General features: G+C 63.6%; 23 protein-coding genes and 1 pseudogene. 12 read left to right on the forward strand and 12 right to left on the reverse strand.

Features of this window, described 5'->3' with window-relative positions; genetic code table 11:
* Window positions 1–36: 36 nt before the first annotated feature.
* The 6 genes from NKH13_RS19890 to NKH13_RS19915 all read right to left on the reverse strand — a co-directional run bounded on the left by NKH13_RS19890 (window position 37) and on the right by NKH13_RS19915 (window position 5,493).
* On the reverse strand, window positions 37–324 hold the full coding sequence (locus tag NKH13_RS19890; RefSeq protein WP_352718200.1) for a DUF982 domain-containing protein: 288 nt from the start codon (window positions 322–324) through the stop codon (window positions 37–39).
* Between the two features lie 89 nt (window positions 325–413).
* A complete protein-coding gene (locus tag NKH13_RS19895; RefSeq protein WP_352913931.1) occupies window positions 414–1,220 on the reverse strand; it encodes an ABC transporter permease in 807 nt (268 codons plus the stop codon).
* Window positions 1,221–1,224: 4 nt separating this feature from the next.
* Complete coding sequence (locus NKH13_RS19900; protein WP_352913933.1) at window positions 1,225–2,058, reverse strand: ABC transporter permease; 834 nt, start codon at window positions 2,056–2,058, stop codon at window positions 1,225–1,227.
* Window positions 2,059–2,075: 17 nt separating this feature from the next.
* Window positions 2,076–3,191, reverse strand: a complete 1,116-nt coding sequence (locus NKH13_RS19905) for an ABC transporter substrate-binding protein (RefSeq protein ID WP_352913934.1) — start codon at window positions 3,189–3,191, stop codon at window positions 2,076–2,078.
* 67 nt (window positions 3,192–3,258) lie between these two features.
* Window positions 3,259–4,353 (reverse strand): ABC transporter ATP-binding protein, encoded by a 1,095-nt coding sequence (locus NKH13_RS19910; protein WP_352913937.1) that lies wholly within the window; start codon window positions 4,351–4,353, stop codon window positions 3,259–3,261.
* Window positions 4,354–4,605: 252 nt separating this feature from the next.
* Window positions 4,606–5,493, reverse strand: a complete 888-nt coding sequence (locus NKH13_RS19915; protein WP_254819437.1) for a LysR substrate-binding domain-containing protein — start codon at window positions 5,491–5,493, stop codon at window positions 4,606–4,608.
* A gap of 75 nt (window positions 5,494–5,568) precedes the next feature.
* On the opposite strand from NKH13_RS19915, the gene NKH13_RS19920 reads away from it, so the two are divergent.
* On the forward strand, window positions 5,569–7,161 hold the full coding sequence (locus NKH13_RS19920; protein WP_352913984.1) for a zinc-binding metallopeptidase family protein: 1,593 nt from the start codon (window positions 5,569–5,571) through the stop codon (window positions 7,159–7,161).
* A 34-nt stretch (window positions 7,162–7,195) separates the two neighbouring features.
* Window positions 7,196–8,128 (forward strand): dimethylarginine dimethylaminohydrolase family protein, encoded by a 933-nt coding sequence (locus NKH13_RS19925; protein WP_292659762.1) that lies wholly within the window; start codon window positions 7,196–7,198, stop codon window positions 8,126–8,128.
* A gap of 79 nt (window positions 8,129–8,207) precedes the next feature.
* Here the strand turns inward: NKH13_RS19925 and NKH13_RS19930 are convergent, their stop codons facing one another.
* Window positions 8,208–9,215: an ornithine cyclodeaminase family protein gene (locus NKH13_RS19930; RefSeq protein ID WP_352913940.1), complete on the reverse strand. Its 1,008-nt coding sequence runs from the start codon at window positions 9,213–9,215 to the stop codon at window positions 8,208–8,210.
* Between the two features lie 159 nt (window positions 9,216–9,374).
* Here NKH13_RS19930 and NKH13_RS19935 point away from each other — a divergent pair, with 159 nt between their 5' ends.
* A complete protein-coding gene (locus NKH13_RS19935; protein WP_023720584.1) occupies window positions 9,375–9,836 on the forward strand; it encodes an Lrp/AsnC family transcriptional regulator in 462 nt (153 codons plus the stop codon).
* Between the two features lie 106 nt (window positions 9,837–9,942).
* Here the strand turns inward: NKH13_RS19935 and NKH13_RS19940 are convergent, their stop codons facing one another.
* Window positions 9,943–10,326 (reverse strand): YybH family protein, encoded by a 384-nt coding sequence (locus NKH13_RS19940; RefSeq protein ID WP_352636015.1) that lies wholly within the window; start codon window positions 10,324–10,326, stop codon window positions 9,943–9,945.
* Window positions 10,327–10,486: 160 nt separating this feature from the next.
* Window positions 10,487–11,236, reverse strand: coding sequence for an SDR family NAD(P)-dependent oxidoreductase (locus tag NKH13_RS19945; protein ID WP_352913943.1), 750 nt, complete (start codon window positions 11,234–11,236; stop codon window positions 10,487–10,489).
* A gap of 96 nt (window positions 11,237–11,332) precedes the next feature.
* On the opposite strand from NKH13_RS19945, the gene NKH13_RS19950 reads away from it, so the two are divergent.
* Window positions 11,333–12,226: a LysR family transcriptional regulator gene (locus tag NKH13_RS19950; RefSeq protein WP_352913945.1), complete on the forward strand. Its 894-nt coding sequence runs from the start codon at window positions 11,333–11,335 to the stop codon at window positions 12,224–12,226.
* Window positions 12,227–12,299: 73 nt separating this feature from the next.
* On the opposite strand, the gene NKH13_RS19955 is transcribed toward NKH13_RS19950, so the two are convergent.
* A complete protein-coding gene (locus tag NKH13_RS19955; RefSeq protein ID WP_352913948.1) occupies window positions 12,300–12,722 on the reverse strand; it encodes a VOC family protein in 423 nt (140 codons plus the stop codon).
* Window positions 12,723–12,939: 217 nt separating this feature from the next.
* Here NKH13_RS19955 and NKH13_RS19960 point away from each other — a divergent pair, with 217 nt between their 5' ends.
* The gene (locus tag NKH13_RS19960; RefSeq protein WP_352913951.1) at window positions 12,940–14,142 is read left to right on the forward strand and encodes an MFS transporter; all 1,203 of its coding nucleotides are present in this window, start codon (window positions 12,940–12,942) and stop codon (window positions 14,140–14,142) included.
* 121 nt (window positions 14,143–14,263) lie between these two features.
* Here NKH13_RS19960 and NKH13_RS19965 read toward each other — a convergent pair whose 3' ends face one another.
* Window positions 14,264–15,166, reverse strand: a complete 903-nt coding sequence (locus NKH13_RS19965) for a sigma-70 family RNA polymerase sigma factor (RefSeq protein ID WP_352913954.1) — start codon at window positions 15,164–15,166, stop codon at window positions 14,264–14,266.
* Between the two features lie 204 nt (window positions 15,167–15,370).
* On the opposite strand from NKH13_RS19965, the gene NKH13_RS19970 reads away from it, so the two are divergent.
* A complete protein-coding gene (locus tag NKH13_RS19970) occupies window positions 15,371–16,777 on the forward strand; it encodes an MFS transporter (RefSeq protein WP_352718230.1) in 1,407 nt (468 codons plus the stop codon).
* Window positions 16,778–16,832: 55 nt separating this feature from the next.
* Here NKH13_RS19970 and NKH13_RS19975 read toward each other — a convergent pair whose 3' ends face one another.
* Complete coding sequence (locus tag NKH13_RS19975; protein ID WP_352913956.1) at window positions 16,833–17,114, reverse strand: ATP-binding cassette domain-containing protein; 282 nt, start codon at window positions 17,112–17,114, stop codon at window positions 16,833–16,835.
* A 223-nt stretch (window positions 17,115–17,337) separates the two neighbouring features.
* Between NKH13_RS19975 and NKH13_RS19980 the strand changes: the two genes are divergently transcribed.
* The 6 genes and pseudogenes from NKH13_RS19980 to NKH13_RS20005 all read left to right on the forward strand — a co-directional run.
* A complete protein-coding gene (locus tag NKH13_RS19980) occupies window positions 17,338–18,531 on the forward strand; it encodes an acyltransferase family protein (RefSeq protein WP_352913957.1) in 1,194 nt (397 codons plus the stop codon).
* A 2-nt stretch (window positions 18,532–18,533) separates the two neighbouring features.
* Window positions 18,534–19,637 (forward strand): glycosyltransferase family 2 protein, encoded by a 1,104-nt coding sequence (locus NKH13_RS19985; protein WP_352913959.1) that lies wholly within the window; start codon window positions 18,534–18,536, stop codon window positions 19,635–19,637.
* 6 nt (window positions 19,638–19,643) lie between these two features.
* Window positions 19,644–20,672: a glycosyltransferase family 2 protein gene (locus NKH13_RS19990; protein ID WP_502908340.1), complete on the forward strand. Its 1,029-nt coding sequence runs from the start codon at window positions 19,644–19,646 to the stop codon at window positions 20,670–20,672.
* Between the two features lie 9 nt (window positions 20,673–20,681).
* Window positions 20,682–22,466 (forward strand): ABC transporter ATP-binding protein, encoded by a 1,785-nt coding sequence (locus NKH13_RS19995; RefSeq protein WP_502908341.1) that lies wholly within the window; start codon window positions 20,682–20,684, stop codon window positions 22,464–22,466.
* 1,090 nt (window positions 22,467–23,556) lie between these two features.
* Window positions 23,557–23,775, forward strand: coding sequence for a hypothetical protein (locus NKH13_RS20000; protein WP_352718238.1), 219 nt, complete (start codon window positions 23,557–23,559; stop codon window positions 23,773–23,775).
* A gap of 112 nt (window positions 23,776–23,887) precedes the next feature.
* Window positions 23,888–24,147 (forward strand): annotated as a pseudogene (locus NKH13_RS20005) (SOS response-associated peptidase); the annotation flags it as partial.

The raw sequence follows: 24,147 nt of genomic DNA on the forward strand, positions 1-24,147 counted from the left end.
ATAAAATCCGCCGAACCACCGAGGCTCACAAATCGGTCACGGCCCCTGCTGCCGGGATCGGCCCTCGGGTTCGACGGCTCGCTCGACCAGGACATGCGCCTCCCGCGCGGCCTCGACGAACGCATCCCTGGCGGCTTCGGTCCAGCGGTCGTCGCTCATGGCGCGGCGGCATGTGCGCAGTGCCAAGCCGTGTTTGGCGCTGCCGGCGTCGCGCCAGTGGGCTTCCAGCAATTCGACAGCCTGCCGTGCGTTGGAAATGTTGCGGATATCTCCCACGATGCCGACCGCAACCGCAACCGGCTTGGAAAACCATCCTTGATTCATGGCGAAGCCTTCGACGTGTTGAACTACCTATAACGAAAATCGTAGCGCAAGGTTTCATTCGCGCCAGTCACCGCGGCGTGAGGCCGCCCTCACTGCGCCGCGCGCAGCCTGACCACGACGCTGCGCGCCACAAGCACCAGCACGGTGATGACGATCAGGATCACCGAGAGTGCGGCGATCGCCGGGTCGATGTTGTCGCGCAGGCCCATCCACATCAAGCGCGGCAGCGTGATGGCGTTAACCGAGGTGATGAACAGGGTGACGCCGATCTCTTCCCAGGACAGCACGAAGGAGAGCAGTGCCGCGGTGACGATGCCGAACTTGATGTTGGGCATGATGATACGGGTGGCGCGCTCCCACACGGTCGCGCCGAGGCCGCGGGCGGCAAGATCGATGCGGCGGTCGAGCTGGCTGAGCGATACCAGTATCAGCACCGTGGCAAAGGGCACCGTCATCACCGCATGCGCCATGGCGACACCGAGCCAGGTGTCGTAGCCGAAGAACGACGAGAAACCCGAGATCGAGGTCAGCAGGAAATAGAGCGTGATCGCCGAGACCACCGGCGGCACCACCATCGGCAGCAGCACGAAGCCGACGAGAGCGGCGGTGAAGCGCGGCTGGAACATCCAGACACCGAGGCTGAAGCAGAGCGCCAGCACCGTGGAAAAGGCGCTGCTGACGACGCCGATCCTGATCGAGAGCAAGATCGAATTGATCCAGCGCGGATCCTCGATCAGCGCCCGGTAATGGCGCAGCGACAATTCGCCGGACGGCATCGCCAGCATCCGGCTCGGCGTCAGCGATACCGGGATGACGGCGAGCAACGGCAACAGCAGAAACAGCGCGACCAGAGCGGCGAGGACCAGCGAGACGGGACCGGGGCGATAGGTCGGCATCGCGCTACACCAATTGCTTTGGTCTGATATAGCGGAACAGCAGCGCCATCAGCGCGCCGACGAACAGCACCAGCACCACGCTGATCGCGGCGCCCAGGCCCCAGTCCGGGCTTTGGAAGATGCGGAGATAGATCAGCTCGGCGATCATCACGCTGCGGCCGCCGCCGAGGATCGCCGGCGTGACGAAGAAGCCGAGGGAAAAGACGAAAACGATCAGCGCCGAGCCGATGATGCCGGAGCGGGTCATCGGCACGAACACCGACCAGAAGGTGCGCATGCGGCTGGAGCCGAGGCCGCGCGCAGCAAGCAGCACACGGTCGTCGAGGCTGCGCATCGATGAGGCCAGCGGAAACACGGCGAAGGGGATGAGGAAATGCGTCATGCCGACGATGACGCCGAACTCGTTGCGCACCAGCGCCAGCGGCTCCGAGATGAAGCCGACCGCCTGCAGCCAGGTGTTGATCAGGCCGCGATTGGACAAAAGCGCCACCCAGCCGAAGGCGCGCGTCAGCACCGAGATCCAGAACGGCACCAGGATGCAGAACTCGGCCACGACGCGCTGCACCGGCGTGCCGCGCACCCAGACAACGGTGATGGCGTAGGCGGCGGCAACCGAAACGATCGTCACGATCGCCGCGATGCGCAGCGTGCGGATGAAGACCGACTGCACCAACTGATCCGTGAGCAGCGCATTGTACTGCCCCAGCCCCGGCGTGGGCAGGGTGAAGCTCCATTTAACCACGCCAAGGAATGGCCAGGCGTAGGCCAGCACAAGAAAGATGAGCAGCGGCGCCATCAACAGCGCCGCGCCCATCCTGTCGGAGAGGTATGCTCTCATCCGGTTATCCCGGCTCGTCAGGCGGAGATGATCTTCGTGTATTCGTCGAGTGCCGCCCCGTAGTTCTTGGCGTACCAATCCATGTCGAGCGGGATCTGCTTTTTCATGTTCTCGGGATCGACGGGGTTGATGCGCTTCTTGTCGGCGGGGATCAGCGCGTCGGCGGCCGGGTTGGCCGGACCCTGGCCGAGCTTTTCGAACATGATGAGTTCCTTCTCCGGGTCCTGGGTGCTGGCGATGAACTTCATCGCCGCGTCCTTGCCGCCGGGATTGCCCTTGAGCACGGCGAGCGCGCCGGGCGAGATCAGGCCCTGGTCCCAGATGAACTTGATCTTGCCGCCGGAATCCTGCTCGATCAGCGAAGCCCGGGTCGACCAGACGATGGCCATCGAGGCCTCGCCATTGAGCAGCACACTCTGGCTTTCGGCGCCGCCACCCCAATAGGCGACGACGTTCTCCTTGAAGGCGGCGATCTTGTCATGCGCGCGCTTGAGGTCGAGCGGGTAGAGCGAGGCCGGCGCGATGCCGTCGGCAAGCAGTGCCGCTTCCCAGCTCGACACGCCCCATTTGTAGAGCGAGCGCTTGCCGGGGAATTTTGCCACGTCGAAGAAATCGGCCATGCCGGTCGGTGCCTGGCTGCCGTATTTCTCGGCATCGTAGGCGATGACGTAGGAGAAGAAATAGGTCGAGGCGGCGTATTCCCAGCCGAAGCCCTCTCGCATCTTCTTCTTGTCGACGATCGCATAGTCGATCGGCTCGAGCATGCCTTGGGCGCCGAGCGTGATCGCCGAGAACGGGTCGACGTCGACCAGGTCCCAGGTCGGGGCGCCGCTCTTGAACTGCGCCGCGATCGCGCCTTCGGTCGGGCCGGAGCCATCCATCTTGACGACAATGCCGGTCTCTTTGGTGAAGGCCTGGCCGTAAGCGGCATCATAGGCGGTGATGGCGTCGCCGCCCCAGTTGACCAGCACCAGTTCCTTCGCCGCGGCAAAGGCGCCGGTCGAGCGCAGCAGCATCGGCGTGCCGGCCAGCACCAGCCCTGCCAGCTGCGTGAACTGCCGGCGCGAGATCTCGCCGCGCACTGCCCTGGCGGATAGCGCCTCGATGGAATTTTTCTTGGTTTGGTTTGTCATGTCAGTTCCCCTTTTTTGTCGTTGATATTTCCCGAAAGTCAGCGTGGCGAATTCGCCACGCTGATCGTCATTGTCCTCCGTCCGGAAGGAGGAAACCCTTTTCCGCCGGCCATGTCAGCCAGACGGAATTGCCCTTGCTGAGTGCGGAGGCGGCGACCTCGTTCGGCACCGACACCGTCACCTTGGCGCCCTGGCGCGTCGTCAGATCGAGCCGCGTTGCAGCACCGAGATAAGTCGAGGCGACGGCGGTCGCGGCAATGCCGTTCTCGCCCGCTGCCGCTTCCGGCGCGATCGACATGTATTCGGGCCGGATCGCCAGGATGGCGTCGCCACGGACCTTCTCGGCCTTGCAGTGCATGCTGATGGCGCGGTCTTCGCAGACGCCCGTCGAGCCATTGTCGGCCGGGCGCACGCCCTTCAGCGGCAGCATGTTGATCTCGCCCAGGAACTCGGCGACGAAGCGGTTGTCCGGCCGGTCGTAGACCTCGTCCGGTGCGCCGACCTGCAGCAATTTGCCATGGTTGAAGATGGCGACGCGCGACGACAACGCCAGCGCCTCGCTCTGGTCATGGGTGACGAAGACGAAGGTGGTGCCGGTCTCCTGGTGCAGCCGCTTCATCTCGGCCTGCATCTGCCCGCGCAGGCCCTTGTCGAGCGCCGAAAACGGCTCGTCGAGCAAAAGCACACCAGGCTCGAACACCAGCGCCCGCGCCAGCGCGACCCGCTGCTGCTGGCCACCGGACAATTGCGACGGCAGTTTCTTCTCGTGGCCCTTGAGCCCGACGCGCTCGATCATTTCGCCGACGCGGCGCTTGATCTCGGCCGCCGATTTCTTGCGCACCTTGAGTGGGAAGGCAATGTTGGCCTCGACCGACATATGCGGGAACAGCGCGTAGCCCTGGAACACCATGCCGGCGGCGCGCTGCTCGGCCGGCCGCTCGGTGATGTCGACGCCGTCGCTGTAAAGGCGACCGTCGGTCGGCTGAATGAAGCCGGCAAGGATCATCAGGAAAGTGGTCTTGCCGGAACCGGAGGGGCCGAGCAGGGTGAGGAACTCGCCACGGCCGATATCGAGCGTCAGATCGTCCAGCGCACGGAACGAGCCGAAGCTCTTGCCGATCCCGATTGCCTTGATCTCTGCGGCCCGGCCGGGTTGCTGCATCCTGCCCTTTCCTTAGCGTAGGCGAAATCGTAGGCAGGGCGGCGGCTCACCGCAACCGAATAGTTTTCGCCTGATCGGCAAATTTGATTCATCTATGCGCCAATCTCCCCCCTCAAGGGGGAGATGTCGCCGAAGGCGACAGAGGGGGTCGCTTCGCTTGAAGTGCCAACCTCCTCTGCAGCAGCAGGCCGAGCCCAGTTGGACCCACCCCCTCTGGCCGCTTCGCGGCCATCTCCCCCCTGAGGGGGGAGATTAACGCTGGTTCTCGGACAGCTTCGACCTCAGCCATCTCCCAAACGCCTCCAGCACCGGATGCGCCGCCTTGGCGTGCTCGGAAACCAGAAAATACGAGCGCGGGGAGTTGATCGCTATGTCGAAGGGGCGGACCAGCCGGCCTTCGCTCAGTGCCCGGCCGCTGGTCAGCTCGTCGCCCATGGCGATGCCCTGGCCGGCGATCGCCGCCGAAAAGACCAGGTTCATATCGGAAAAGAAGATGCCGCCTTCCGGGTCGGGGTTCTCGACCTTGGACAGCGCCAGCCAGCGCGCCCAGTCCTCGGTGTCACCGAGATGCAGGAGATTTGCGCGCAACACGTCTGCCGGCTTGGAGAAGCCGCCGATCTTGTTGAGCAGGGTGGGGCTGCACAGCGGCGTGAACGAGATTTCGCACAACAGCTCGACCGCGCGGTTCGGCCAGTTGCCGACGCCAAAGGCGATGAAAGCGTCGGCCTCGGCATTGCTGACGTCATCGAGGCGGCGCGGCGTCAGGATGCGCAGCGCGACGTCGGGATACATCTGCCGGAATTCGCCTATGTGAGTGCACAGGAAAAGCGAGGCGAAGCCAGGGGTGCAACTGACACTGAACGAGCCGCCGACGCCGGTGCCGGCATGGCGCGTCACCGCGTCACCCAACACCGTCAGCGCCTTGCGCACATCGCTGGCATAGCGCTGGCCGCGCGGGGTGAGCGCTACGCCCTTGCCGATGCGCTCGAGCAGGTCGAAGCCGAGATCGCGTTCGAGCAGGCGAAGCTGATGGCTGACTGCGCTGCGGGTCAGATGCAGTTCGTCGGCGGCGCGCCAGACGCTGCCATGGCGGGCAAAACTGTCGAGGGCGCGCAGCGCTTGAGTGGAGGGAATTCGCAAGAGGTGAACCGAATTTGCATGAGCCGGGAAAACATATCACTTTTTGGCGGGGCGCTTCACTGCTTTCTTTCCGCCATGGAGAAACCGGTGACCTCGGCGCAAGCGACCGCGCTTGCCTGTCTGGACGACATCCAGCCGTCGCTGTCGGCGTGGACGCGGACCATCTTCGACTTCGGCGAGACCGCCTGGCGCGAATACCAGTCGGCGGCCTGGTATGTGGAGCAGTTGAAGCACGAAGGCTTTTCGGTCGAGGAAGGCTCGGGCGGCATGCCGACCGCCTTCTGCGCCCACTGGACCAATGGGACCGGCCCGACGATCGGCATGTATGCCGAGTACGACGCGGTGCCAGGCAATTGCCAGGATGCGGCGACGGTGAAGCGACCGCGTCCGGGCCTCGGCGAACAGGCCGGCGGCCACACCGATCCGCATTCCGGCCTCGGCATTGCCAGCCTCGGCGGGCTGCTGGCGACCAAGGCGGCAATGCAGCGCCACGGCATATCAGGCACGCTGCGCTTCACCGGCGAGCCGGCGGAGAAGGTGAGGGGATCGAAGCCGATCCATGCCGCGAAGGGCTATTACGATGGGCAGGCGGGCATGATCTCCTTCCATCCCTTCTACATGCTGCCGCTGTGCAACACGGCGCGCTGGGACACGCATTGCGGGGCGGCCTATGCGATGATCTACCGCTTCATCTGCGACGAGCCGGAACACTGGGCGAGGGCGGCAGGCAACGCAGCGCCCATCCCGCAGGCGCATTCGGCGGTCAGGGCGCCCGGCGCCAATGACGCGCTCATGATGATGTACATGGCGTCCAAGGCGCTGCGCGATTCCATGCTGCCGCATCAGGGCGGCTGGTCGATCAGCGAGGCGATCCTGACCGCCGGGCAGGCGACCGCCGACAATCTGCCGGCCGGGCTGGCCGAGATCCAGTATATGATCCGCGTGCCGACGGTTGCGATGGCCGAGCAGGTGACCGCCATGCTCGACCGCAATGCGGAGGCCGCCGCCAGGATGAGCGGCTGCCGCCATGAGCGGCACTGGGTGTCGAAGTCGCGGCCGGGGCTGGCCAATCATGTCATGGCCGGCATTGCCTTCGACGCGCTGGCGGCTGTCGGGCCGCCGCGCTGGGACGAGACGGCCAAGGCGATCGCCCGAGAAATCCAGGTCAATGCCGGCGGCGAGGCAACCGTCGAGCCGTTCATCGCCGAGCTGGAGCAGCTGATTGCGCCGCAGGCGGCCGAGGCGCTGCTTCGCCTCGATCTGCCGCCATCTCAGCTCAATTCGACTTCAGACGACTACACCGACATGTCGTGGCATACGCCGACGGCAAGGGTCTATGTCGCCCGCCCGGCACTGCGCTCGGAGAATGGTCACGCCTATCCGGCCTGGGCGATGAATGCGCTGGGCGGCATTTCCGCGACCATCGACCCGATGGTCATCTGCGCCGCAAAGACCATCGCGCTCGCGGCACTTCGCCTGTTGGAAGACGAGGCCGCGCGCGACGCGGCGATGGACGAATTCGTCGCCCGCACCGGCGGTGGTATCGGCGGCTCGAACTGGATCGCGCCGCTCTGCGACTACGAGCCGCCGATCGGCTTTCGCTGGCCGGAATATGTCACCACCCCGCGCGGACGGGATTGGTGGATACCAAGCAACCAAGCCGCATGATTAACCAAGCCGCCCCCTTCACGAGGAGAACCCCATGACCGTCCATGACCGCATCGTCGCCGAGCCGTTTTCGCTGCAGCGCCGCAACCCGGCCGGCGGCACCAAGCCGCTGACCGCCTGGGGCTTCGCCAACGAGACCGATGTGCTGACCGACGTGCTGCTCGGCTCGCCGAATTTCCTGCGCCATCTCTCGACCAGCTCGCTGTCGCGAAAACATCTGCGCGAGGCGCCTTGCAACGTCCAGATCGCGCAGGCGCAGCACAAGGACCTGGCCGCCGCCTATGAGCATTTCGGCGTCAACATCCACTGGCACGAGCCGACGCCGGAGCTGCCGATGCAGGTCTATTCGCGCGATTCCAGCGTCATGACGCCCTACGGCGCCATCATCACCGCCATGGCCCAGTGGTGGCGGCGCGGCGAGAACTACGCGGCGATCCGCACCTATGAGAAGCTCGGCATTCCGATCTACGACATGGTCACCGCCGGCACCTTCGAAGGCGGCGACTTCAATGTCATCGAGGATGGCGTGGTGCTGATCGGCTGCGGCGGCGCCCGCACGCAGGAGGAGGGCGCGCGCCAGGTGCAGGCCTGGTTCGACAAGGAGGGCTGGGAGACCCGCATCGCCTTCATCGACGAATATTACGTCCATATCGACCTGATGGTGGTGCCGATTGCGGAAAAGTTGACCGCCGTCTGCCTTGCTTGTACGGAGCCGGGCATCGTCGACTGGCTGAAGGGCAAGGGCCACGAGATCATCGACGTGCCGTTCCAGGACACGATGGCGCTCGGCTGCAACTTCATGTCGCTCGGCAAGGACAGGGTGATCGCGCCAACCTCGAGCCAGACGCTGATCGGCCAGCTCAAGGCGCGCGGCTTCGAGGTCGCGGCCATCGACATGAGCGAGATCTCGAAGACCGGCGGCGGCATCCACTGCATGGCGCAGGCATTGAAACGCGAGCCGGCCTGAGAGGCCGCCTTTAGCCCGGCCGCTTCCGCGAAGGGGCCATTGTCAGGAAGGTCGATCCCGCCTGGCTCGCGGCACGCGCCTACAGCACGATGAGCTTTCCCTTGCGCAGGCGCTTGGCGCAACGATAGGCGAGATCGGCGGCGACCATATCTTCCATCGCAATGCCCATCGCCTTGTAGGTGGTGATTTGTTGATTGGAAACGCGACCCGGCGCGCGGTCGAGCAGCATGGCGCCAAGCTCGGTGCCGAAATCCGGGTCGAAGCCGGCAAGCTCGCAAGAACCGACCGGGGTCGGTTTGAACGCATCCTTGGTTTCGACAAAAAGACTGGATTTGCCGATGAGCTCGATCGGCATTTCTCCGCCGGGCGGCGCCACCCCGACCGACGAGACATGCGTGCCCGGCTGGACCCAGCCTGCGTCGATCACCGGCTGGTAGGAGTGGGTCGCCAGGCACACCACGTCGGAACTGCGCACCGCCGCCTCGAGGTCGGCGACCGCCACCACCGACGGATGCAGCCGGGCAAGTGCTGCCGCATCGTCGAAGCTCTTCGAAGCGACCCGGATTTCGGCAAAGTCGCGCACCAGCGGCAACAGATGCAGGTGTTGGTTGGCCTGCACGCCGGCGCCGATCACTGTCGCTATCCTGGCATCCCGGCGGGCAAGCGCGCGCACCGACAGCACGGCGGAGCCGGAGGTTCGCACCGCGGTTATGAAGGTGCCATCCATGATGCAGACCGGCAGGCCGGACAGCGGATCGAACAGGCTGATGGTGGCGAGATGGCTGGGCAGGTTCTTGGCCAGGTTGGCTTCGAAGACATTGACGATCTTGACGGTCAGGTTCATGCCCTCCATCCAGGCCGGCATGGTGAGACTGTAGCCGGCTCCGGGGATGTCGAGCTGTGGTCGGGGTGGATTGACGACCTTGCCTTGTGACAGCGCCTTGAAGCCGTCTTCCAGGACATCGAGAAGCTGGCTGAGGTCGATGCACGCCATCACGTCGGCTTCGCTCAGCACCAGGATTTCGGTCGCTCCCTTGCTGATTTCCGCCGCACTCTTGCCGGCTGGGTTGAACGCTTCCTTGGTCATCCTGCACTCCTGTGTTCGTCGAAATCGGCTCACCACATCTGCTTTGAGTGGGTGCCGGAAACGCAGGCTATTGCGAGGTTTTATATGATGAAATACGTTGATTTTGGCATCTCTGCGTGAAATCAGCACATAAATCCCTGAGATAGAGTGGATTGTGAAATGGACGACCTCGACCAGATAGACCGCAGCCTGCTCCGGCTGCTGCAGGAGGATGGGCGCCGGACGACGCTTGATCTTGCCGGGCGTGTCGGGCTGTCGCCGACCGGAACCAGCCAGCGGGTGAAGCGCCTGTTCCGCGACGGGTTCATCACAGCGGTCAGGGCTATGCTCGATCCGCGCAAGGTCGGCAGGGGAACGCTGGTGTTCATCGAGGTCCGGCTTGACCACACGGCGCCGCATGTCTTTGACCGCTTCGCCGAAGCCGTGGCGAAAGCCCCGGAGGTTCTGGAGTGCCATATGGTGGTTGGCGGTTTCGATTATCTGGTCAAGGCGCGGATCGCTGAAATGGCGGTGTTCCAGGATTTCCTGCAGCGGGTTATTCTGCCTCTGCCCGGCGTGCGCGAAACACACACTTTCGCCTCCATCGCCGATGTCAAACCGAATGCCCTCTTGCCGGTGTGATCAGATGGAGGAGGAGAATGCTGTTCAGGGCGACCTTGAACGCATCTTCGCCACCTTATCGCTCCCCCTGGCGCGCCTTCCGGTGCAGAGATGCCGGAGACCGGCTCTAGCCTTGCGCGGTCAGCAAGTTTGCGTCGCGCGCGAGCCGCCACGCACCATCGGCCTCCTTGCGCAGGAGCGTCAGCGCATATCCCGATCGATGGACCGGCTCCCCATTCGGCGGGGTCGCGGTCATGTCGATGCGGCTGCGGATGAAAGCCCAATTGCCGAGAAGCTGTAGTTCCACGATATCGCTCGTGCCGTCGATATGAACGCCGGCCGTCTCCTGCGCGGCCGCCGCGAAGATCTCCTTGTCGAAGGGTTCCCTGCCGGGAACCATGAAGATCGCGTCGTCCGTCATTAAACTGAGGACGGTCGCGATGTCTCCACGCTTGCTTGCATCCATCCACGTCCCGACCAGCTTTCGGATTGCTTTTTCGTCGTCCGTCATCCGTTACCTCCCTGGCATTGCGCCATCATCGATGGCGCACGGCGCTCCTCCCTCGCCGAAACATAGGGCTTAGATCGCTGTCGTCATCGATTGCGGTGTTCCTCGACGTCGCGCGGCGTGGGGCATGGTCCGTGAAACAGCAGGTCCGCGGCCTCCATGCCTATCGCCAGCCGCCCGAGGCGGTGATGCGCTCGCCGGTCAGCCATGACGCCTCGTCGGAAGCGAGGAACACCGCGACGCGGGCGACGTCGTCGGGCAGGCCGAAGCGGCCGAGCGGGGTCATGGCGACGATCTGTTTTTCGAATTCGCTGCCGACAATGCCGATGCGTGCGAGGCCTTCGGTATCGACGCCGCCGGGCGCGATGGCGTTGACGCGGATATTGCGGGCGCCGAGCTCCCGCGACATCGACAGCGTGATCGTGTCCACCGCACCCTTGGTGGCGGCGTAGACGAGCGAATTCGGCTGCGGATTGCGGCTGGCGACCGAGCTTATGTTGATGATGCTGCCGCCGCCCGGGCCAAAATGCTTCACTGCTTCTTGCGTGGTCAGAATGATGCCCAACACATTGGTGTCGAACTCACGGTGAAACTCGGCCTCGGTCACCGCTTCCAGCGGCTCGAATGCGAAGACGCCGGCATTGTTGACCAGTATATCGAGCCCGCCAAACTCCGATTTTGCCACTTCGAAAAGACGACACACGTCGGCCGCTTGCGACACGTCGCCTCGGACGGCGAGGGCGCGGCCGCCACGGTCCTCGATCTCGGCGACGATCCGCTCGGCGCCTTCTCGCGACGAGGCGTAGTTGACGATCACTGCGGCGCCGGCCGTGGCAAATCTCTTGGCAATGGCGGCGCCGATACCCTTGGATGCGCCGGTGACGATGGCGACCTTGCCGTTCAGCTTGCTCATCAATCTCTCCTTTGTCGACGATGAGCGGTATCTAATGGTGATCAAAAAGCGTATTAGGATGCCTACGCTCCGTTCTTTCGTGCCTGGAATTCCGGAATGACCACCATCCTCGAAAAGACCGCCGGTCTCGTCGCCTTCGTCCGAACCGTCGATGCCGGCTCGTTCCATGCCGCCAGCCAGCTGGTCGGCTCCAGCCCGTCGGCGGTGTCGAAAAGCGTGGCGCGGCTCGAGCGCCGGCTCGGCGTCAGGCTGATCCAGCGCTCGACGCGTCGGCTCGGGCTGACCAGCGAAGGCCTCGCCTATTACGAGCGGGTGGCGCCGCTGCTCAGGGCACTGGATGATGCCGAGGACATTGTCCAGATGGCCGATACGGCGCGCGGCCTGCTGCGCGTAACAGCGCCGGTCGAACTTGGGCGCGGCCTGATCGCCGCATGGGCGCAGGCGTTCCTTGCGCAGCATGGCGAAGTAAAACTCGAGCTCAGCGTCACCGACCGCCACGCCGACCTGATCCGCGAAGGCTATGACGTTGCTGTGCGCATGGGGCCGCTCTCAGACACCGGGCTCGTCGCGCGCAAGATCGCCAATCTGCCGATCGTGCTGGTGGCCTCGCCGGCCTATGTCGAGCGGCGCGGCCGTCCGGCATCGGTCGAGGATCTGGCGAACCATGACTTCATCCGTTACCAGATGGCTGGCCGGCCCTATCCCATCGCCTTTGCCGACGGTACGGTGATCGTGCCGGTTGGGCGGTTAGATACCGACGACGGCGGTGCCATCCGCAATGCGGCACTTGCCGGCGCCGGCATCGCGCATCTGATGCGGTTTGCGGTGCAGGACGATCTCGACGGGGGCCGCCTGGTCCGCATCCTGCCCGAGGTGGCGATGCCGACCATGCCGGTGCACATCGTCCATGCCTACGGGCGGCAGTTGCCGGTCCGGGCGCGGCTGTTCGTCGACTTCCTGGCGGGCCAAATGGCGGCACTGACGCGATAGGGCGGGGCGGAATGACCTCCGCACCCGATCCGACGCCGTCGCAAGCAAGATTCTTGCCCCCATCACCCGATCATCAGAACGTGATCTTCACTGACTCGGCGCTGCGGTTGGCCGGGCCGTGATGGACGGCCTCGATGTTGTTGCCGTCGGGGTCGAGCAGGAAGGCGGCATAGTAACCAGGGTGATAGTGCTGCCGCTCGCCCGGCGCACCATTGTCGGTGCCGCCGGCCTCAAGCCCGGCCTTGTAGAAGGCATCGACCATCGCACGGTCCTTTGCCTGGAAGGCAAGGTGATGGCGGCCGGTCAGCTTTCCCTGGGCTGCCGGGCTGTCGGGGCTGGAGATGAACAGCTCGTCGGCCCAGAAATAATAATTGCCGGCGCCACCGATCGGTACGCCGAGCACGTTGAGAACCGCCTCGTAAAAGCGCCGGCTGGCCGAAAGATCCCTGACCACCAACTGGATGTGGTCGATGACACGGCCGCGATGAAGTTCCATGCCCGATAGCTCCTGATCGCCAGGCTGGAAATCTAGCTCAGGACGATGCACGGTCAATGGAATGGAACAATTGAGCGGCGCAATTTCCTGACTGGATAAAAAATGCAACCGGATTGTCGGATTCAAAAGTTGTCCAACGTCCTTCGGACGCAAGCGGCTCGGCGAAGCTCGAAAAGGTCGTGCCGTATCAACGCTTCCGGCATGGGAGAAAATTGAAATGAGCCTTCCCTATCGTTGGGTTATCGTCGCGGCTGGCGCGCTGATGACCTGTGTCGCCCTCGGGGCGATGTTCTCGCTGGCGATCTTCCTCGAACCGATGGCGCTCGACACACAATGGTCGCGCGCCGGCATATCGAGCGCGATGACGCTGAACTTCCTGGTGATGGGCCTCGGCGGCTTCGCCTGGGGCGCCATTTACGACCGCTTCGGCGCCCGCATCGTCGTCCTGACCGGCGCCGTGCTGCTCGGCCTGGCGCTGGTCCTGGCCAGCCGCACCGGTTCGCTGCTCGTTTTCCAGTTGGCCTACGGCGTGCTCGTCGGCCTCGCGGCAAGCGCCTTCTTCGCGCCGATGATCGCGCTGACCTCCGCCTGGTTCGACACGAACCGCAGCCTTGCGGTCTCGCTGGTCTCGGCCGGCATGGGCGTGGCGCCAATGACCATCTCGCCCTTCGCCCGCTGGCTGATTTCGGCCTACGACTGGCGCACCGCAATGTTCGACATCGGCATCACGGCGTGGGTGCTGCTACTGCCGGCCGCGCTTCTGGTGCGCCAGCCGCCCAAGCCCGCTGCCGACGGCGCTGCCCCAAGCGTTGCCGCCGGGGGTGCCGGCATGACGGTTCCGCAGGCGCTGCGCTCGCCGCAATTCATCGTGTTGGGACTGACCTTCTTTGCCTGCTGCGCAGCGCATTCCGGGCCGATCTTCCACATGGTGAGCTATGCAATGCTGTGCGGCATAGCGCCGATGGCGGCGGTCAGCATCTACAGCATCGAGGGCCTGGCAGGGCTGGGTGGCCGGCTGCTTTACGGCGTGCTTGCCGATCGGCTGGGCGTCAAGCCGGTGCTGATCACCGGGCTGGCCATACAGGCCGTGGTCATCGCCGCCTATCTGGCGGTTAGTGAGCTTGGTCAATTCTACACACTCGCCGTCATCTTCGGCGCCACCTATGGCGGTGTCATGCCGCTCTATGCGGTGCTGGCGCGCGAATATTTCGGCCAGCGCATCCTCGGCACGGTGTTCGGTGCCGTAACCATGCTGTCCAGCCTCGGCATGGCTTTCGGCCCGCTCGCCGGCGGCATGGTGTTCGATGCCTATGCCAGCTATTCCTGGCTGTTCATCGGCTCGGCTCTTGTCGGGCTTGGCGCGATGGCGATTGCGATCGCCTTCCCGCCGCTGCCGCGCAGGGAGTTGCAACCGGCTTAAAGCTGGATCGGCGGAAAAGGGCGGCCGCTTGGATGACAAGCGGCCGCGATCCAAAATAGCTGGTGCGTTTCCAAGGAAGCGGGCTGGCCCGTGCTCGGTTCGATATTCTGAAAGAGAATTGCTATGCTTGCAGGGCCACCACCTCGGCGCCATCAAGCGTGTAGCGCGCATAGCGGAAATCGCGAATTCTCGCCAATCTGTCGCCCGCCCATTCCAGCAGGATAAAGTATTTTGGCCCTCCGGCCGAGTCGTCCGGGTCGATCACCAGAATGGCTGGGCGCCGATCGACCACGCCTGGAAGCAGCCGCCAATCGTGGATACCCGCGTAATTGTGGAAGTACCGGCCCACTTTCGTGCGGCCGCTCGCCCGGAGCCGGTTGACGAGGTCAAGCCGCACGTCCTCGGCCAGCATGTCGCGGATCGCATCGAAGTCGCGGGCGTTGAACCGCTCTACATAGGCTGCCAGACGCGCCCGCTCGGGCTCGGCCAACAACGGCACTGGCCTATCGTCAGGCTCGCCGGCGACCTCGCGCAGGCGCAGACGGCCGCGATGCAGTGCGGCTTTCACCGCCGGAACGCTGCTGTCGATAATGTTGCCGATTTCTTCGATCGTATAGCCGAGCACATCCATGAGGATGACGCTGCTACGCTGCGCCGCGGGCAGGCGCATGAAGGTCTGCAGGCTTGCGGCTGCAGTGTGTCGACCCTCGGCCGACATGCCGGGGTCAGGTATCATGTTGATATCCTCGATGGCATGCGCGGCATCCACCCTGGCGCGACGGCGTAGGTGGTCGAGCGCTGCATTGTGCGCGATGCGGAACAGCCAGCCCTCGACATTGGCTATCGGCCCGGTCCCGGGGAACGCCTCGAGCGCCTTGACCGTAGCTTCTTGGACGACATCCTCGGCATCGATCACCGAACCGGTCATGCGGGCGCAATAACGGTGCAGTTTCGGCCGCAATTCGCCGAGCAGCCGGTCAAATGGCTCCCGTCCTTCTGGCGTGCCGGGTGCGGATCCGGTCATCGCACAAGGGTCGATTTCATGCATATCTCCCAGGCAGAGGCGCCCGCCATCGGGCGCAGCGTCCTATAGACGCTCGACGATGGCAAAAGGATTCGGTCGAAAAAACTTTCTTTGGCTGGAATCCTTTGGTGATGCCTCCGCGTCTCTGCAGCGTGGGCCCGCGAACCTGGCGGGCTCTCTGTTCGAGCCGGAGGCGCCATAATCATGAGCAAGCAAAGTGCGGCATCAACGAAGGTCTGGGTTCTCGCCCTCACGTCGATAGGCTCCTTGATGGTCGTTCTCGACGCGATGGTCGTCGCGACCGCATTGAGTACGATGCGGGTCGAACTCGATGCCTCGCTGGAGACGCTGCAATGGACGATGAACGCCTATAATTTGAGCTTTGCCGTCCTGCTCATGACCGGGGCGGCGCTCGGTGACAGGTTTGGCCGACGCCGCATCTTCATCGCCGGATTGGCGCTGTTCGTCGCAGCGTCCGTTGCCTGCGCGCTCGCTGGAAATGCCGGATTGCTGATCGCCGCCCGCGCGGTTCAGGGCGCGGGTGCCGCAATGGTCATGCCGTTGGCAATGGCGCTTCTGAGCGTCGCCTTTCCTCCGGAGGAACGAGGCAAGGCGCTGGGGATATTCAGCAGCATCACCGGCCTGGCCCTGATCATCGGTCCGATGGCGGGCGGTGCGATCTCCGAAGGCCTCTCCTGGCACTGGATCTTCTGGCTCAATGTTCCGGTCGGCATCGTTCTCATCCCGCTGGTGATGCGTCGGATTCCGGAGAGCCACGGGCCGGGCACGGCAATCGATGTCCTCGGCGTCGTGCTGGTAACTGCGGCGGCATTTGGAGTGGTCTGGGGTCTGATGCGCGGCAACATCGTGGGCTGGAGCAGCTCTGAAGTGCTGACGGCGCTGGCGGCCGGGCTGCTTCTCGCCATCGCATTCGTCCTTTGGCAGTTGCGTACCCGTGAGCCCATGCTGCCTTTGCGGTTCTTTCGGGCGCGCGCATTCTCCTCGGGCGTAGGTGCGAACTTCCTGCTCTGCGCCGCCATGTACGGCCTCGTATTCCTGTTGCCGCAGTTTCTGCAGTTTTCCCAGAGCCGTGGGCCGCTCGGCGCCGGCATGGGATTGCTGCCCTGGACCGCCACGCTTTTTGTAGTTGCACCGATCGCCGGCAGCCTGATCAATCGCGTCGGCGAGCGCTGGCTTGTCGTGGCCGGATTGATCCTGCAGGCAGCCGGAATGGCTTGGCTGGCGCAGATCGCAGCACCTGATCTGCCCTATATCCAGCTAGTCGCCCCGCTGATCATTACCGGTGCCGGCGTATCGATGGCCATGCCTGCCGCGCAGAATGCGGTTCTCAATGCGGTCGCGCGGCCGGAAGTCGGTAAGGCTGCCGGCACATTCAACACATTCCGCTTTCTGGGCGGTGTGTCGGGGATCGCGATCGCCGGTGCGGTGTTCGCCGGGACCGGAAGCTTCGCGTCTACACATGCCTTCAGCGATGGTTTCACCTCGGCAATCGACGTCTCCGCCCTGTTCTCGCTCGCCGGTGCACTCGTCGGAATGGGGCTCCCGGAGCGTCGCACAGTGGGGCTCGCGAATGCCAGCAAGGAGGCGTAGCTCAGAGGCGGGAAGCTTGCGTGTGAGTGGGTGCCGCGAAGCGGGTCCACGCCTTCTACTGCCCGGCGGACGCGAGGGCGCCGCTCGCCATGAGGCTCCACAGCTGGTCGGCGCTAAGGTGCCTGGCGGATCCGTCATAGGCCACGCGTCCAAGGCTGAGAACCACGATCCTGTCGGCCAGCGCCCGCACCGTGGAGAGATCGTGTGTGACGAGGATGACGCCGGTGCCGCTGGCGGCGATCGAACGGATGAGCTTCACGCGTTCCGTGATGACGGCAAGCTTGCTGCATCGCAGCACATTCGACACTGATATCGGCAGGCCAAGGTAGGGCGCCAAAAACCGTCAGAAATGGACAATTCAGGCTGTTTCCTGCAGTTTTTGAGCCTCTATTAGCCGCGCCTCACGTTCCTGTTTCAAATGTGTCAACTTTTTGTGTTGCGTTGCACAATGGTGGCCCTATTCTGCGTGAGGGGGGCGCTTCCGATTGGAAATGCGCCGTGAACGACGCCGCCATGTTGACCGATTGGCAGTTTCGCCGTCCCGCCGGCGTACGCCGCTAATGGGAAATGCGCGCGACACCCAATTGGACGCGCTGAGGGCCATCGCCGTGACGATGGTGCTGTACGCCCACTTCTTCGCGGTCGGCGGGTCCTCGTTCTGGGGCCATATCGGCGTGCGTCTGTTCTTCGTGCTGAGCGGCTTTCTGATCACGCGACTGCTGCTGGAAGCCAGAGCGGCCGCCGAATTCGAAACCGGACCGGCGCTGAAATCCTTCTATATCAGGCGAGCGCTGCGGATATTCCCGCCCTATTTCGCCGTGCTGGGTTTTGTCTGGCTGGTGGACCTGGAGCAGTCCAGAGGATCGCTGGTCTGGCATGCGCTCTATCTGTCGAATTTCTGGTACGCAGCGCAGAATGAATGGACGCCCTGGCTGCTCTGCCATTTCTGGAGCCTGAGCATCGAGGAGCAGTTCTACATCGCCTGGCCGCTGATCGTCCTGCTGGCGCCGCGCCGGCGCCTGGAATCGATCTGCATTGGCGTTATCGTGCTGTCGCTGGCCTATCGGTTTTATTGGCCGATCGCTGGAACGCCCGGTTTGGCACGCGACCTGCTGCCGCCGGCGTCAATGGACGCATTGGCGTCCGGTGCGCTGCTTGCCGCCTATCGGTCAAGAGCTGCCGGCTTGCCGCAATGGCTTCGAGCTGGCTGGCCGGGGCTCGCGGTGGCGTTTTTCGTTCTGCAGTGGTTTGCGCCGGCGCCGGCAAATCCGGTGCAGGAATGGGGCCTCTGGCTGCTGTTGCAGATCCTGCCTCTCGTACCGCTGGTGGTCATCGTTGCAAGCTGTTCGACAGGCGTTGGCGGCTATATCGGAAAAGGTCTCGAACTGCCGCCGCTGCTTGGCCTTGGCCGCATCAGCTACGGCGTCTATCTCTACCATCCGATAGTGCTGGCGTTGGTCGTCAAGTCGCAGCCCTGGATCCCGCTCAACGTCTCGGAACAAGGGCCGGGACGGTTCCTGGTGGCGGGAACGGCGACGCTCATGCTGGCCTCGGTCTCGTGGCTGCTTTTCGAGATGCCGCTCAACAGCCTCAAACGCCACTTCCCCTATGTTGCCCGGAGAGACCGCGCCGGCTTCCCGGCAGGCATCGACACGACCAATGCCGGATGGCTCGCGGCTGGAGCGTATCTGGGCAAGCCGCTTGATGGCGCATCACGCTTGCCACGCAAGCTGCAACGAACCGATCGGAGCTGATCATGGCTGCTCCCTTGGTGTCAGTTCTGCTGCCGATCTACAATGCGGGACCTTACCTCGCCGCCGCGCTGGGCAGCGTCCTGCGGCAGGATTACGAGCGTGTGGAGGTCATCGCCATCAATGACGGCTCGACGGACAACTCGCTGCAGATCCTGCAGAAATATCGCCAGGCCGACAGCCGCATCTCGATCATCTCACGCGAAAACCGTGGCCTGATCGCAACGCTCAATGAAGGCTTGGCGGTGGCCCGCGGCGATCTGGTCGCCAGGATGGATGCCGACGACCTCGCCTATCCCCGGCGCCTGTCGCGACAGGTCGCGCTGTTTAACCAGCAGCCTGACCTTGCGCTGTGCGGTGCAGGCTTCGACACCTTGCTCGGCAACCGCGTCGTCAGGGGGTCGCCCGATCCGATATTCCAGGACAATAGCCTGCGGATATTGTCGATGTTCTTCACGATCTTCATGCATTCCACGGTGGTATACAACAGGAATGTCATAGAAGAAGACGTTCTATATTATGACACGAGCTACAAGCATGCCGAGGATTTCGACCTGTTCAGGCGGCTGACCGACCGCTACCCGGCGGCCATGATCCCCGAAAGTCTGATCGCCTATCGTATCCATGACGACAGCGTGACCAACAGGCACAAGCGCGAAATGCGCAGGACGCATTTGAAGATCGTCGCCGAGAACCTAGAGCGCGAAGGGCTCGCACAAGGGACGCAAGGCCTCCGCGACATCGGTGAGGTCCTGTCGATGGGCACGGTTCGCCGTGCCGCCGAATGGATCCTTGCGCTGGAAGAAAGGATTGCCGGGCTGCCGGCCGAGACGAGGCCGAGCTACCAGGCTGGCACGCTGAACCTGTTCTATTTCCTCTATCAGTTGATATCGGGGGAAAGACAGCCGCTGCTGATGCACGAATTCCTGACACGGACGGCGAAATGGAAGCTCATCCGGCGCCGCGAGCAGTACGTGTTTCGCACCGGTGCCTTCGCGCCGCGCTTCAGTCTCGCCTCGATGTCGGTCACCAGGCAGGTGGATGCCCTGTCGCGGTATCTGCAGTCCGTGCCGGCCGCGGCGGTTTTGCCTTCCCCTGAGTTGAGCTAGCAACGCATGTTCGTCAAATCGCACCAGCTCCAGCAGCGCGGCCGCTCGACGGTGCCGGCGGCCATGTCGCCGCAGCCGCAGCAAGGACCGGCGCCGGCGGTCAGCTTCATCGTCTGCACACGCGACCGTGTCAGCGTGCTCGAGCCTTGCATAAAGTCGATCCAGGCCGCGTGCCGCGCCTACCCTGCCTTCTCTGCCGAACTGGTGGTTGTCGACAACGGCTCGACCGACAGCACGGCCAAACGGCTGGCCAGCATCGCCGAACTTTCGGACATTCCGTTCACGGCTATTCGCGAACCACGACCTGGACTGGCGGCCGCCCGCAATGCCGGGCTGGAGCGGGCGCGGGGCCGCGTGCTGGTCTTCGTCGACGATGATTGTGCGGTCCACAAGGATTATCTGCGCGATCTGCAGCGGCACTATGCGGCCGGCGAACGGGTCATCCGTGGCGGCCGCGTCGAGATCGGCGATCTCCGCGACCTGCCGTTCACGATCAAGCGGTCGCCGGTGCGCGCGCGGCTTACGCCGGATGTCCATCCCGGCGGCTTCGTACTCGGCTGCAACATGACGATGCACCGCGATGTTGCCGCCCGCATCGGCCGTTTCGACGAACGCTTCGGCGCCGGCGGCCCGCTGCGCTCGGCGGAGGATACGGACTATCTGGTGCGGGCGGTGCTGCTTGGGATTCCGGTCGAATATGTGCCCGACATGACCATCTATCACCATCACGGCCGGCGCGACCGCAAAGCCATCGAAAAGCTGCATCGCGACTACAGCATGGGCAATGGCGGGCTTTGCCTGAAACATATCCGGTACGCGCCGTGGCTGCTTCGCCATTTCTACTGGTCTATGAGGGCGGCCTTACGCGAACTGAGGAAAGGCCCGCTGTTCGACCGCGAACTCAAGCTGTCGCACTGGCCGATCATCGGCATGAATCTGCTCGGCGCGGCCAAGTTCGCGGTGCTTTTGCTGGCGAAATCGCCAAAGACAACGGAAGTGCGACAGGAGCAACAGGCAAATGCCGAGGCGAGGTGATCCGCTATCATGCGACTGATGCCGCCCAGCCTGCCGATGCTGCGCCGCGCGCTCGGGCAAAAGCAGTTGCGCCTGCTTCCGGCCGTGGTGGTGCTCGGGCTGCTCAGCGCCGCGCTCGAAGGTTTTGGTATCGGCCTGATCATCCCGTTGCTGAACATAATCATGGGGCAGGGGCAGACCGGCATGGCCGGCTTTTCCGCCGTCTTCCAGCATGTCGGAGCGAGCCTGAGCGAGCGCGACCGGCTGATCGTCATATCGGTCGCCATCCTCGGCTCGATCGTTCTGAAGAATCTGTTCGCCTTCGCCAACACGCTGCTGACCACCTTCATCTATGGCAAGGCCAGCCATTCGATCCGCAGCGCGCTGTCGGAGCAGTTGCTTAGGGTAGGCTACCCGTTCTTCCTGCAGCAAAGCCCTGGACGGCTGCTCAACATCATCTCCAACGAATCCTGGCGGGCCTCGGATGCCATCCAGATCACGCTTGGGGCAATCGTTAACGCGTCGGCCGCAATCATCCTCCTGACCTTCCTGCTGCTTCTATCGTGGCAGATGACGTTGCTGGTCACGCTGGGGCTGGCGCTGGTGCAGGTCGCGCACGCCATGCTGTCGGCAAATCTGAAGGCGCCGAGCCGCAGCGTCGCCTCCCGCAACAGCCAGCTCGCATCGCAGATGCTGCATCTGGTGCATGCCGGGCGGCTGATCCGCATTTTTGGCCAGGAGCAACGCGAGAAGGCGGCATTCGACCGTGCATCGGATGCAGTGCGCCGGGCGGCGTTCGTGCTTTTGACGCGTCAGGGAGCATTGCCGCCGCTGACCGAAGTTCTGCACGCCATGCTGTTCCTGGCGGTGGTGATCGGCGCCTGGTTCGCCGATGTCAGCTTCCCGCTGATCGTCGCCTTCGTCATCCTGCTCTACCGGCTGCAGCCCTATATGCGGTCGTTGCAAATGGCCTGGAGCCAGCTGCAAGGCCTGAGCGGGTCGCTGGAAGAGGTGACGTGGATGCTGGACCCGTCCGACAAGCCCGCGCCGCCGCAAGGTGACGCGGCGTTCCCCGGGCTCAGCCAGGGCATCAAGTTCGAGGACGTCACCTTTACCTATTCCGGTTCGGAACAGCGCGCGGTGGTGCTGCATGCGGCGAGTTTCGACCTCCGCAGCGGCCGCTCGACGGCGCTGATCGGCCGCTCGGGCGCCGGTAAGACAACGATCGTCAATCTCCTGTGCCGCTTCGTCGAACCGGACAGCGGCAGGATCCTCGTCGATGGATTGCCGCTCGACCGTATCGACCCCAGCCAATGGCGAAAGCACATCGCGCTCGCCAGCCAGGAGTTGGAGCTGGTCGACGGCACCATTTTCGACAACATCATCTACGGCCAGGACGCGGCCTCGGCCGACGACGCCGAGCGCGCGGCAAAACTGGCCGAAGCGCATGATTTCATCGAGCAGCTGCCGCAGGGCTACAGGACCGTCGTCGGCTACCGGGGCGTCAATCTCTCGGCGGGCCAGCGGCAGCGGATCGCGCTGGCCAGGGCCCTGGTGCGCGATCCCGATATCCTCATCCTCGACGAAGCCACCAATGCAGTGGACGGGCTGTCGGAAGCGGCGATCGTCGAGACGCTCAAGTCGCGGGCCGGCCGCCGCACCACCATCGTCATCAGCCATCATCGCAGCACCATCTCGTTCTGCGACGACGTGGTGATCCTGAGCAACGGCCGCGTGAAGAAGCAGGCACCTTTCGCCGCGCTTGCGACGCTCAGCATGGACGAGCTTTACCAGCACGAGGCGCTGGAGGGCTGAGGGCGACCCCGCTGCGTGCGGCCGCTGGGAGGTCGTCCTTTTCGGATGTCAAGCCAGGTCAAGCATCTCAGGGGCAAGGAAGACCTCCGCCCTCACTAAAGGATTTCTGGGATGATGAGTGATCCCGAGCTTACCCGCTTTCGATCTGGAGCGTACAGAACCAAGGGTCCGCCCGCCAAATCCAGCAATGGCAGGCAGACCCTAATCAGCGCATGAAGGGACTGATTCTGCGCCGATTTCTCCTCGAGGAGATGACGCCATCAACTGAAGACGGCCGCAGTTGTTCCCGGCGCCGGCTGTACACGAGACCATTGCGCAGGCAGGTCAGACTTAGGTCCTATTAACGGGCATCGCTGGCTGTGAGTGAACATCGGATCGGCTCGGTGGTAGCGAAACTTCGGCCGGAGGTCGACGCAGGCATTGGGTTCCGGGGCATGATCGGCTCGGCGCTGATCAAGGGCGGCGATCGATCGCCGCACGGCTGCTGCGGAGGGGCGCTTGCATTCCTGCGGAATACGCATCCAATCCGGCGCCAAATGAAGCTGTCCCAAGCGTTAGGGGCTCAGCGGTCGTCAAGCTGTTGCTAATATACAGCACAGGCAGCGCTCTATGAACGGCGTCGCTTGGAACCCCTACCTCCGACCAACCGTTAGTGTCACAATGACGAACCAAAAAGTGAGGCTGACGATGGACCCGCTGCAAAACAACACGTTGGAGATCTGGTGTCTTGCGGCCGTTCCGCTGTCACTGCTCCTTACGGTGTTATTAGCCGGATTTATTCTCTAGCCGAACCCGACGAGGCCGGCTTTGCGGACCGGGCCTGGAAGATGAAAATGACTGCCATTAGGCACGGTAGGCGTCCCGGACACCCCGTGGCACCAGGCCGTGGCAGCCTTTTCCAACGTTGCCATCATAATCGGCTCTTTCGACCGGTCCGGTCCGCGGCGATTGCTCGCGGCCCCGTTGCGAGGGCGAGCATCCGAGCTCGTACGTTTTTTACACAATCTCTGATTGGTGGACTCGCCCGCCGCCATCGACGTTAATTTTGCGTTAGCGACTGGAGGGGGAGATCGCTAACGGGAGGAAGAAAATGAAAGAAAACTACGATCTGACGATCGACTATGACGACCAGCCTTACGACAACAAGCCTTACGATCTAGCCACATTCGCAAGGAAGCACGGGCTCAACATTCGAGCCGCCGAGCTTCTTCTTTTCGCCAAAGGCCCGTCTCGAGCGGCCTGCGATGCCGCGGCGAGGGCTTTTCTGGCGGCAGTCGCCGCACAAGCTATGAGACAATCGGCGCGGTAGGTCTCACAAAACCATTGCTGACACGGCCTGCCGTGTCAGCAACCCAACGGACAGCGCTGGAAATTCCGGGCCGTTTCCAACAAGATGCCTGAGCATCCGGGAACGGCCTGAAATGTGCAATCTTTACAATATCACGACCAGCCAGCAGGCCATCCGCCAGTGGACCCGCGCCCTGCGTGACATCCTCGGCAATCTCGAACCCTCCATCGACATCTATCCCAACCAGCCCGGCCCGGTGGTGCGCAACGCGCCGGACGGCGAACGCGAATTGGCCAATCTGCTGTGGGGCATGCCGACGCCACTGGAGCGGGTCAAGGGCAAGGCCGACTACGGCACCACCAATATCCGCAATCCGCAATACGGCCATTGGCA

It is taken from the genome of Mesorhizobium sp. M1348 (assembly GCF_040317925.1).
GTDB lineage: Bacteria > Pseudomonadota > Alphaproteobacteria > Rhizobiales > Rhizobiaceae > Mesorhizobium.

Coding starts and splice junctions, on each gene's coding strand:
- NKH13_RS19890 (WP_352718200.1), bottom strand. CDS start 324: ATGAATCAAGGATGGTTTTCCAAGCCGGTTGCGGTTGCGGTCGGCATC.
- NKH13_RS19895 (WP_352913931.1), bottom strand. CDS start 1,220: ATGCCGACCTATCGCCCCGGTCCCGTCTCGCTGGTCCTCGCCGCTCTG.
- NKH13_RS19900 (WP_352913933.1), bottom strand. CDS start 2,058: ATGAGAGCATACCTCTCCGACAGGATGGGCGCGGCGCTGTTGATGGCG.
- NKH13_RS19905 (WP_352913934.1), bottom strand. CDS start 3,191: ATGACAAACCAAACCAAGAAAAATTCCATCGAGGCGCTATCCGCCAGG.
- NKH13_RS19910 (WP_352913937.1), bottom strand. CDS start 4,353: ATGCAGCAACCCGGCCGGGCCGCAGAGATCAAGGCAATCGGGATCGGC.
- NKH13_RS19920 (WP_352913984.1), top strand. CDS start 5,569: ATGGAGAAACCGGTGACCTCGGCGCAAGCGACCGCGCTTGCCTGTCTG.
- NKH13_RS19925 (WP_292659762.1), top strand. CDS start 7,196: ATGACCGTCCATGACCGCATCGTCGCCGAGCCGTTTTCGCTGCAGCGC.
- NKH13_RS19930 (WP_352913940.1), bottom strand. CDS start 9,215: ATGACCAAGGAAGCGTTCAACCCAGCCGGCAAGAGTGCGGCGGAAATC.
- NKH13_RS19935 (WP_023720584.1), top strand. CDS start 9,375: ATGGACGACCTCGACCAGATAGACCGCAGCCTGCTCCGGCTGCTGCAG.
- NKH13_RS19940 (WP_352636015.1), bottom strand. CDS start 10,326: ATGACGGACGACGAAAAAGCAATCCGAAAGCTGGTCGGGACGTGGATG.
- NKH13_RS19945 (WP_352913943.1), bottom strand. CDS start 11,236: ATGAGCAAGCTGAACGGCAAGGTCGCCATCGTCACCGGCGCATCCAAG.
- NKH13_RS19950 (WP_352913945.1), top strand. CDS start 11,333: ATGACCACCATCCTCGAAAAGACCGCCGGTCTCGTCGCCTTCGTCCGA.
- NKH13_RS19955 (WP_352913948.1), bottom strand. CDS start 12,722: ATGGAACTTCATCGCGGCCGTGTCATCGACCACATCCAGTTGGTGGTC.
- NKH13_RS19960 (WP_352913951.1), top strand. CDS start 12,940: ATGAGCCTTCCCTATCGTTGGGTTATCGTCGCGGCTGGCGCGCTGATG.
- NKH13_RS19965 (WP_352913954.1), bottom strand. CDS start 15,166: ATGACCGGATCCGCACCCGGCACGCCAGAAGGACGGGAGCCATTTGAC.
- NKH13_RS19970 (WP_352718230.1), top strand. CDS start 15,371: ATGAGCAAGCAAAGTGCGGCATCAACGAAGGTCTGGGTTCTCGCCCTC.
- NKH13_RS19980 (WP_352913957.1), top strand. CDS start 17,338: ATGGGAAATGCGCGCGACACCCAATTGGACGCGCTGAGGGCCATCGCC.
- NKH13_RS19985 (WP_352913959.1), top strand. CDS start 18,534: ATGGCTGCTCCCTTGGTGTCAGTTCTGCTGCCGATCTACAATGCGGGA.
- NKH13_RS19990 (WP_502908340.1), top strand. CDS start 19,644: ATGTTCGTCAAATCGCACCAGCTCCAGCAGCGCGGCCGCTCGACGGTG.
- NKH13_RS19995 (WP_502908341.1), top strand. CDS start 20,682: ATGCGACTGATGCCGCCCAGCCTGCCGATGCTGCGCCGCGCGCTCGGG.
- NKH13_RS20000 (WP_352718238.1), top strand. CDS start 23,557: ATGAAAGAAAACTACGATCTGACGATCGACTATGACGACCAGCCTTAC.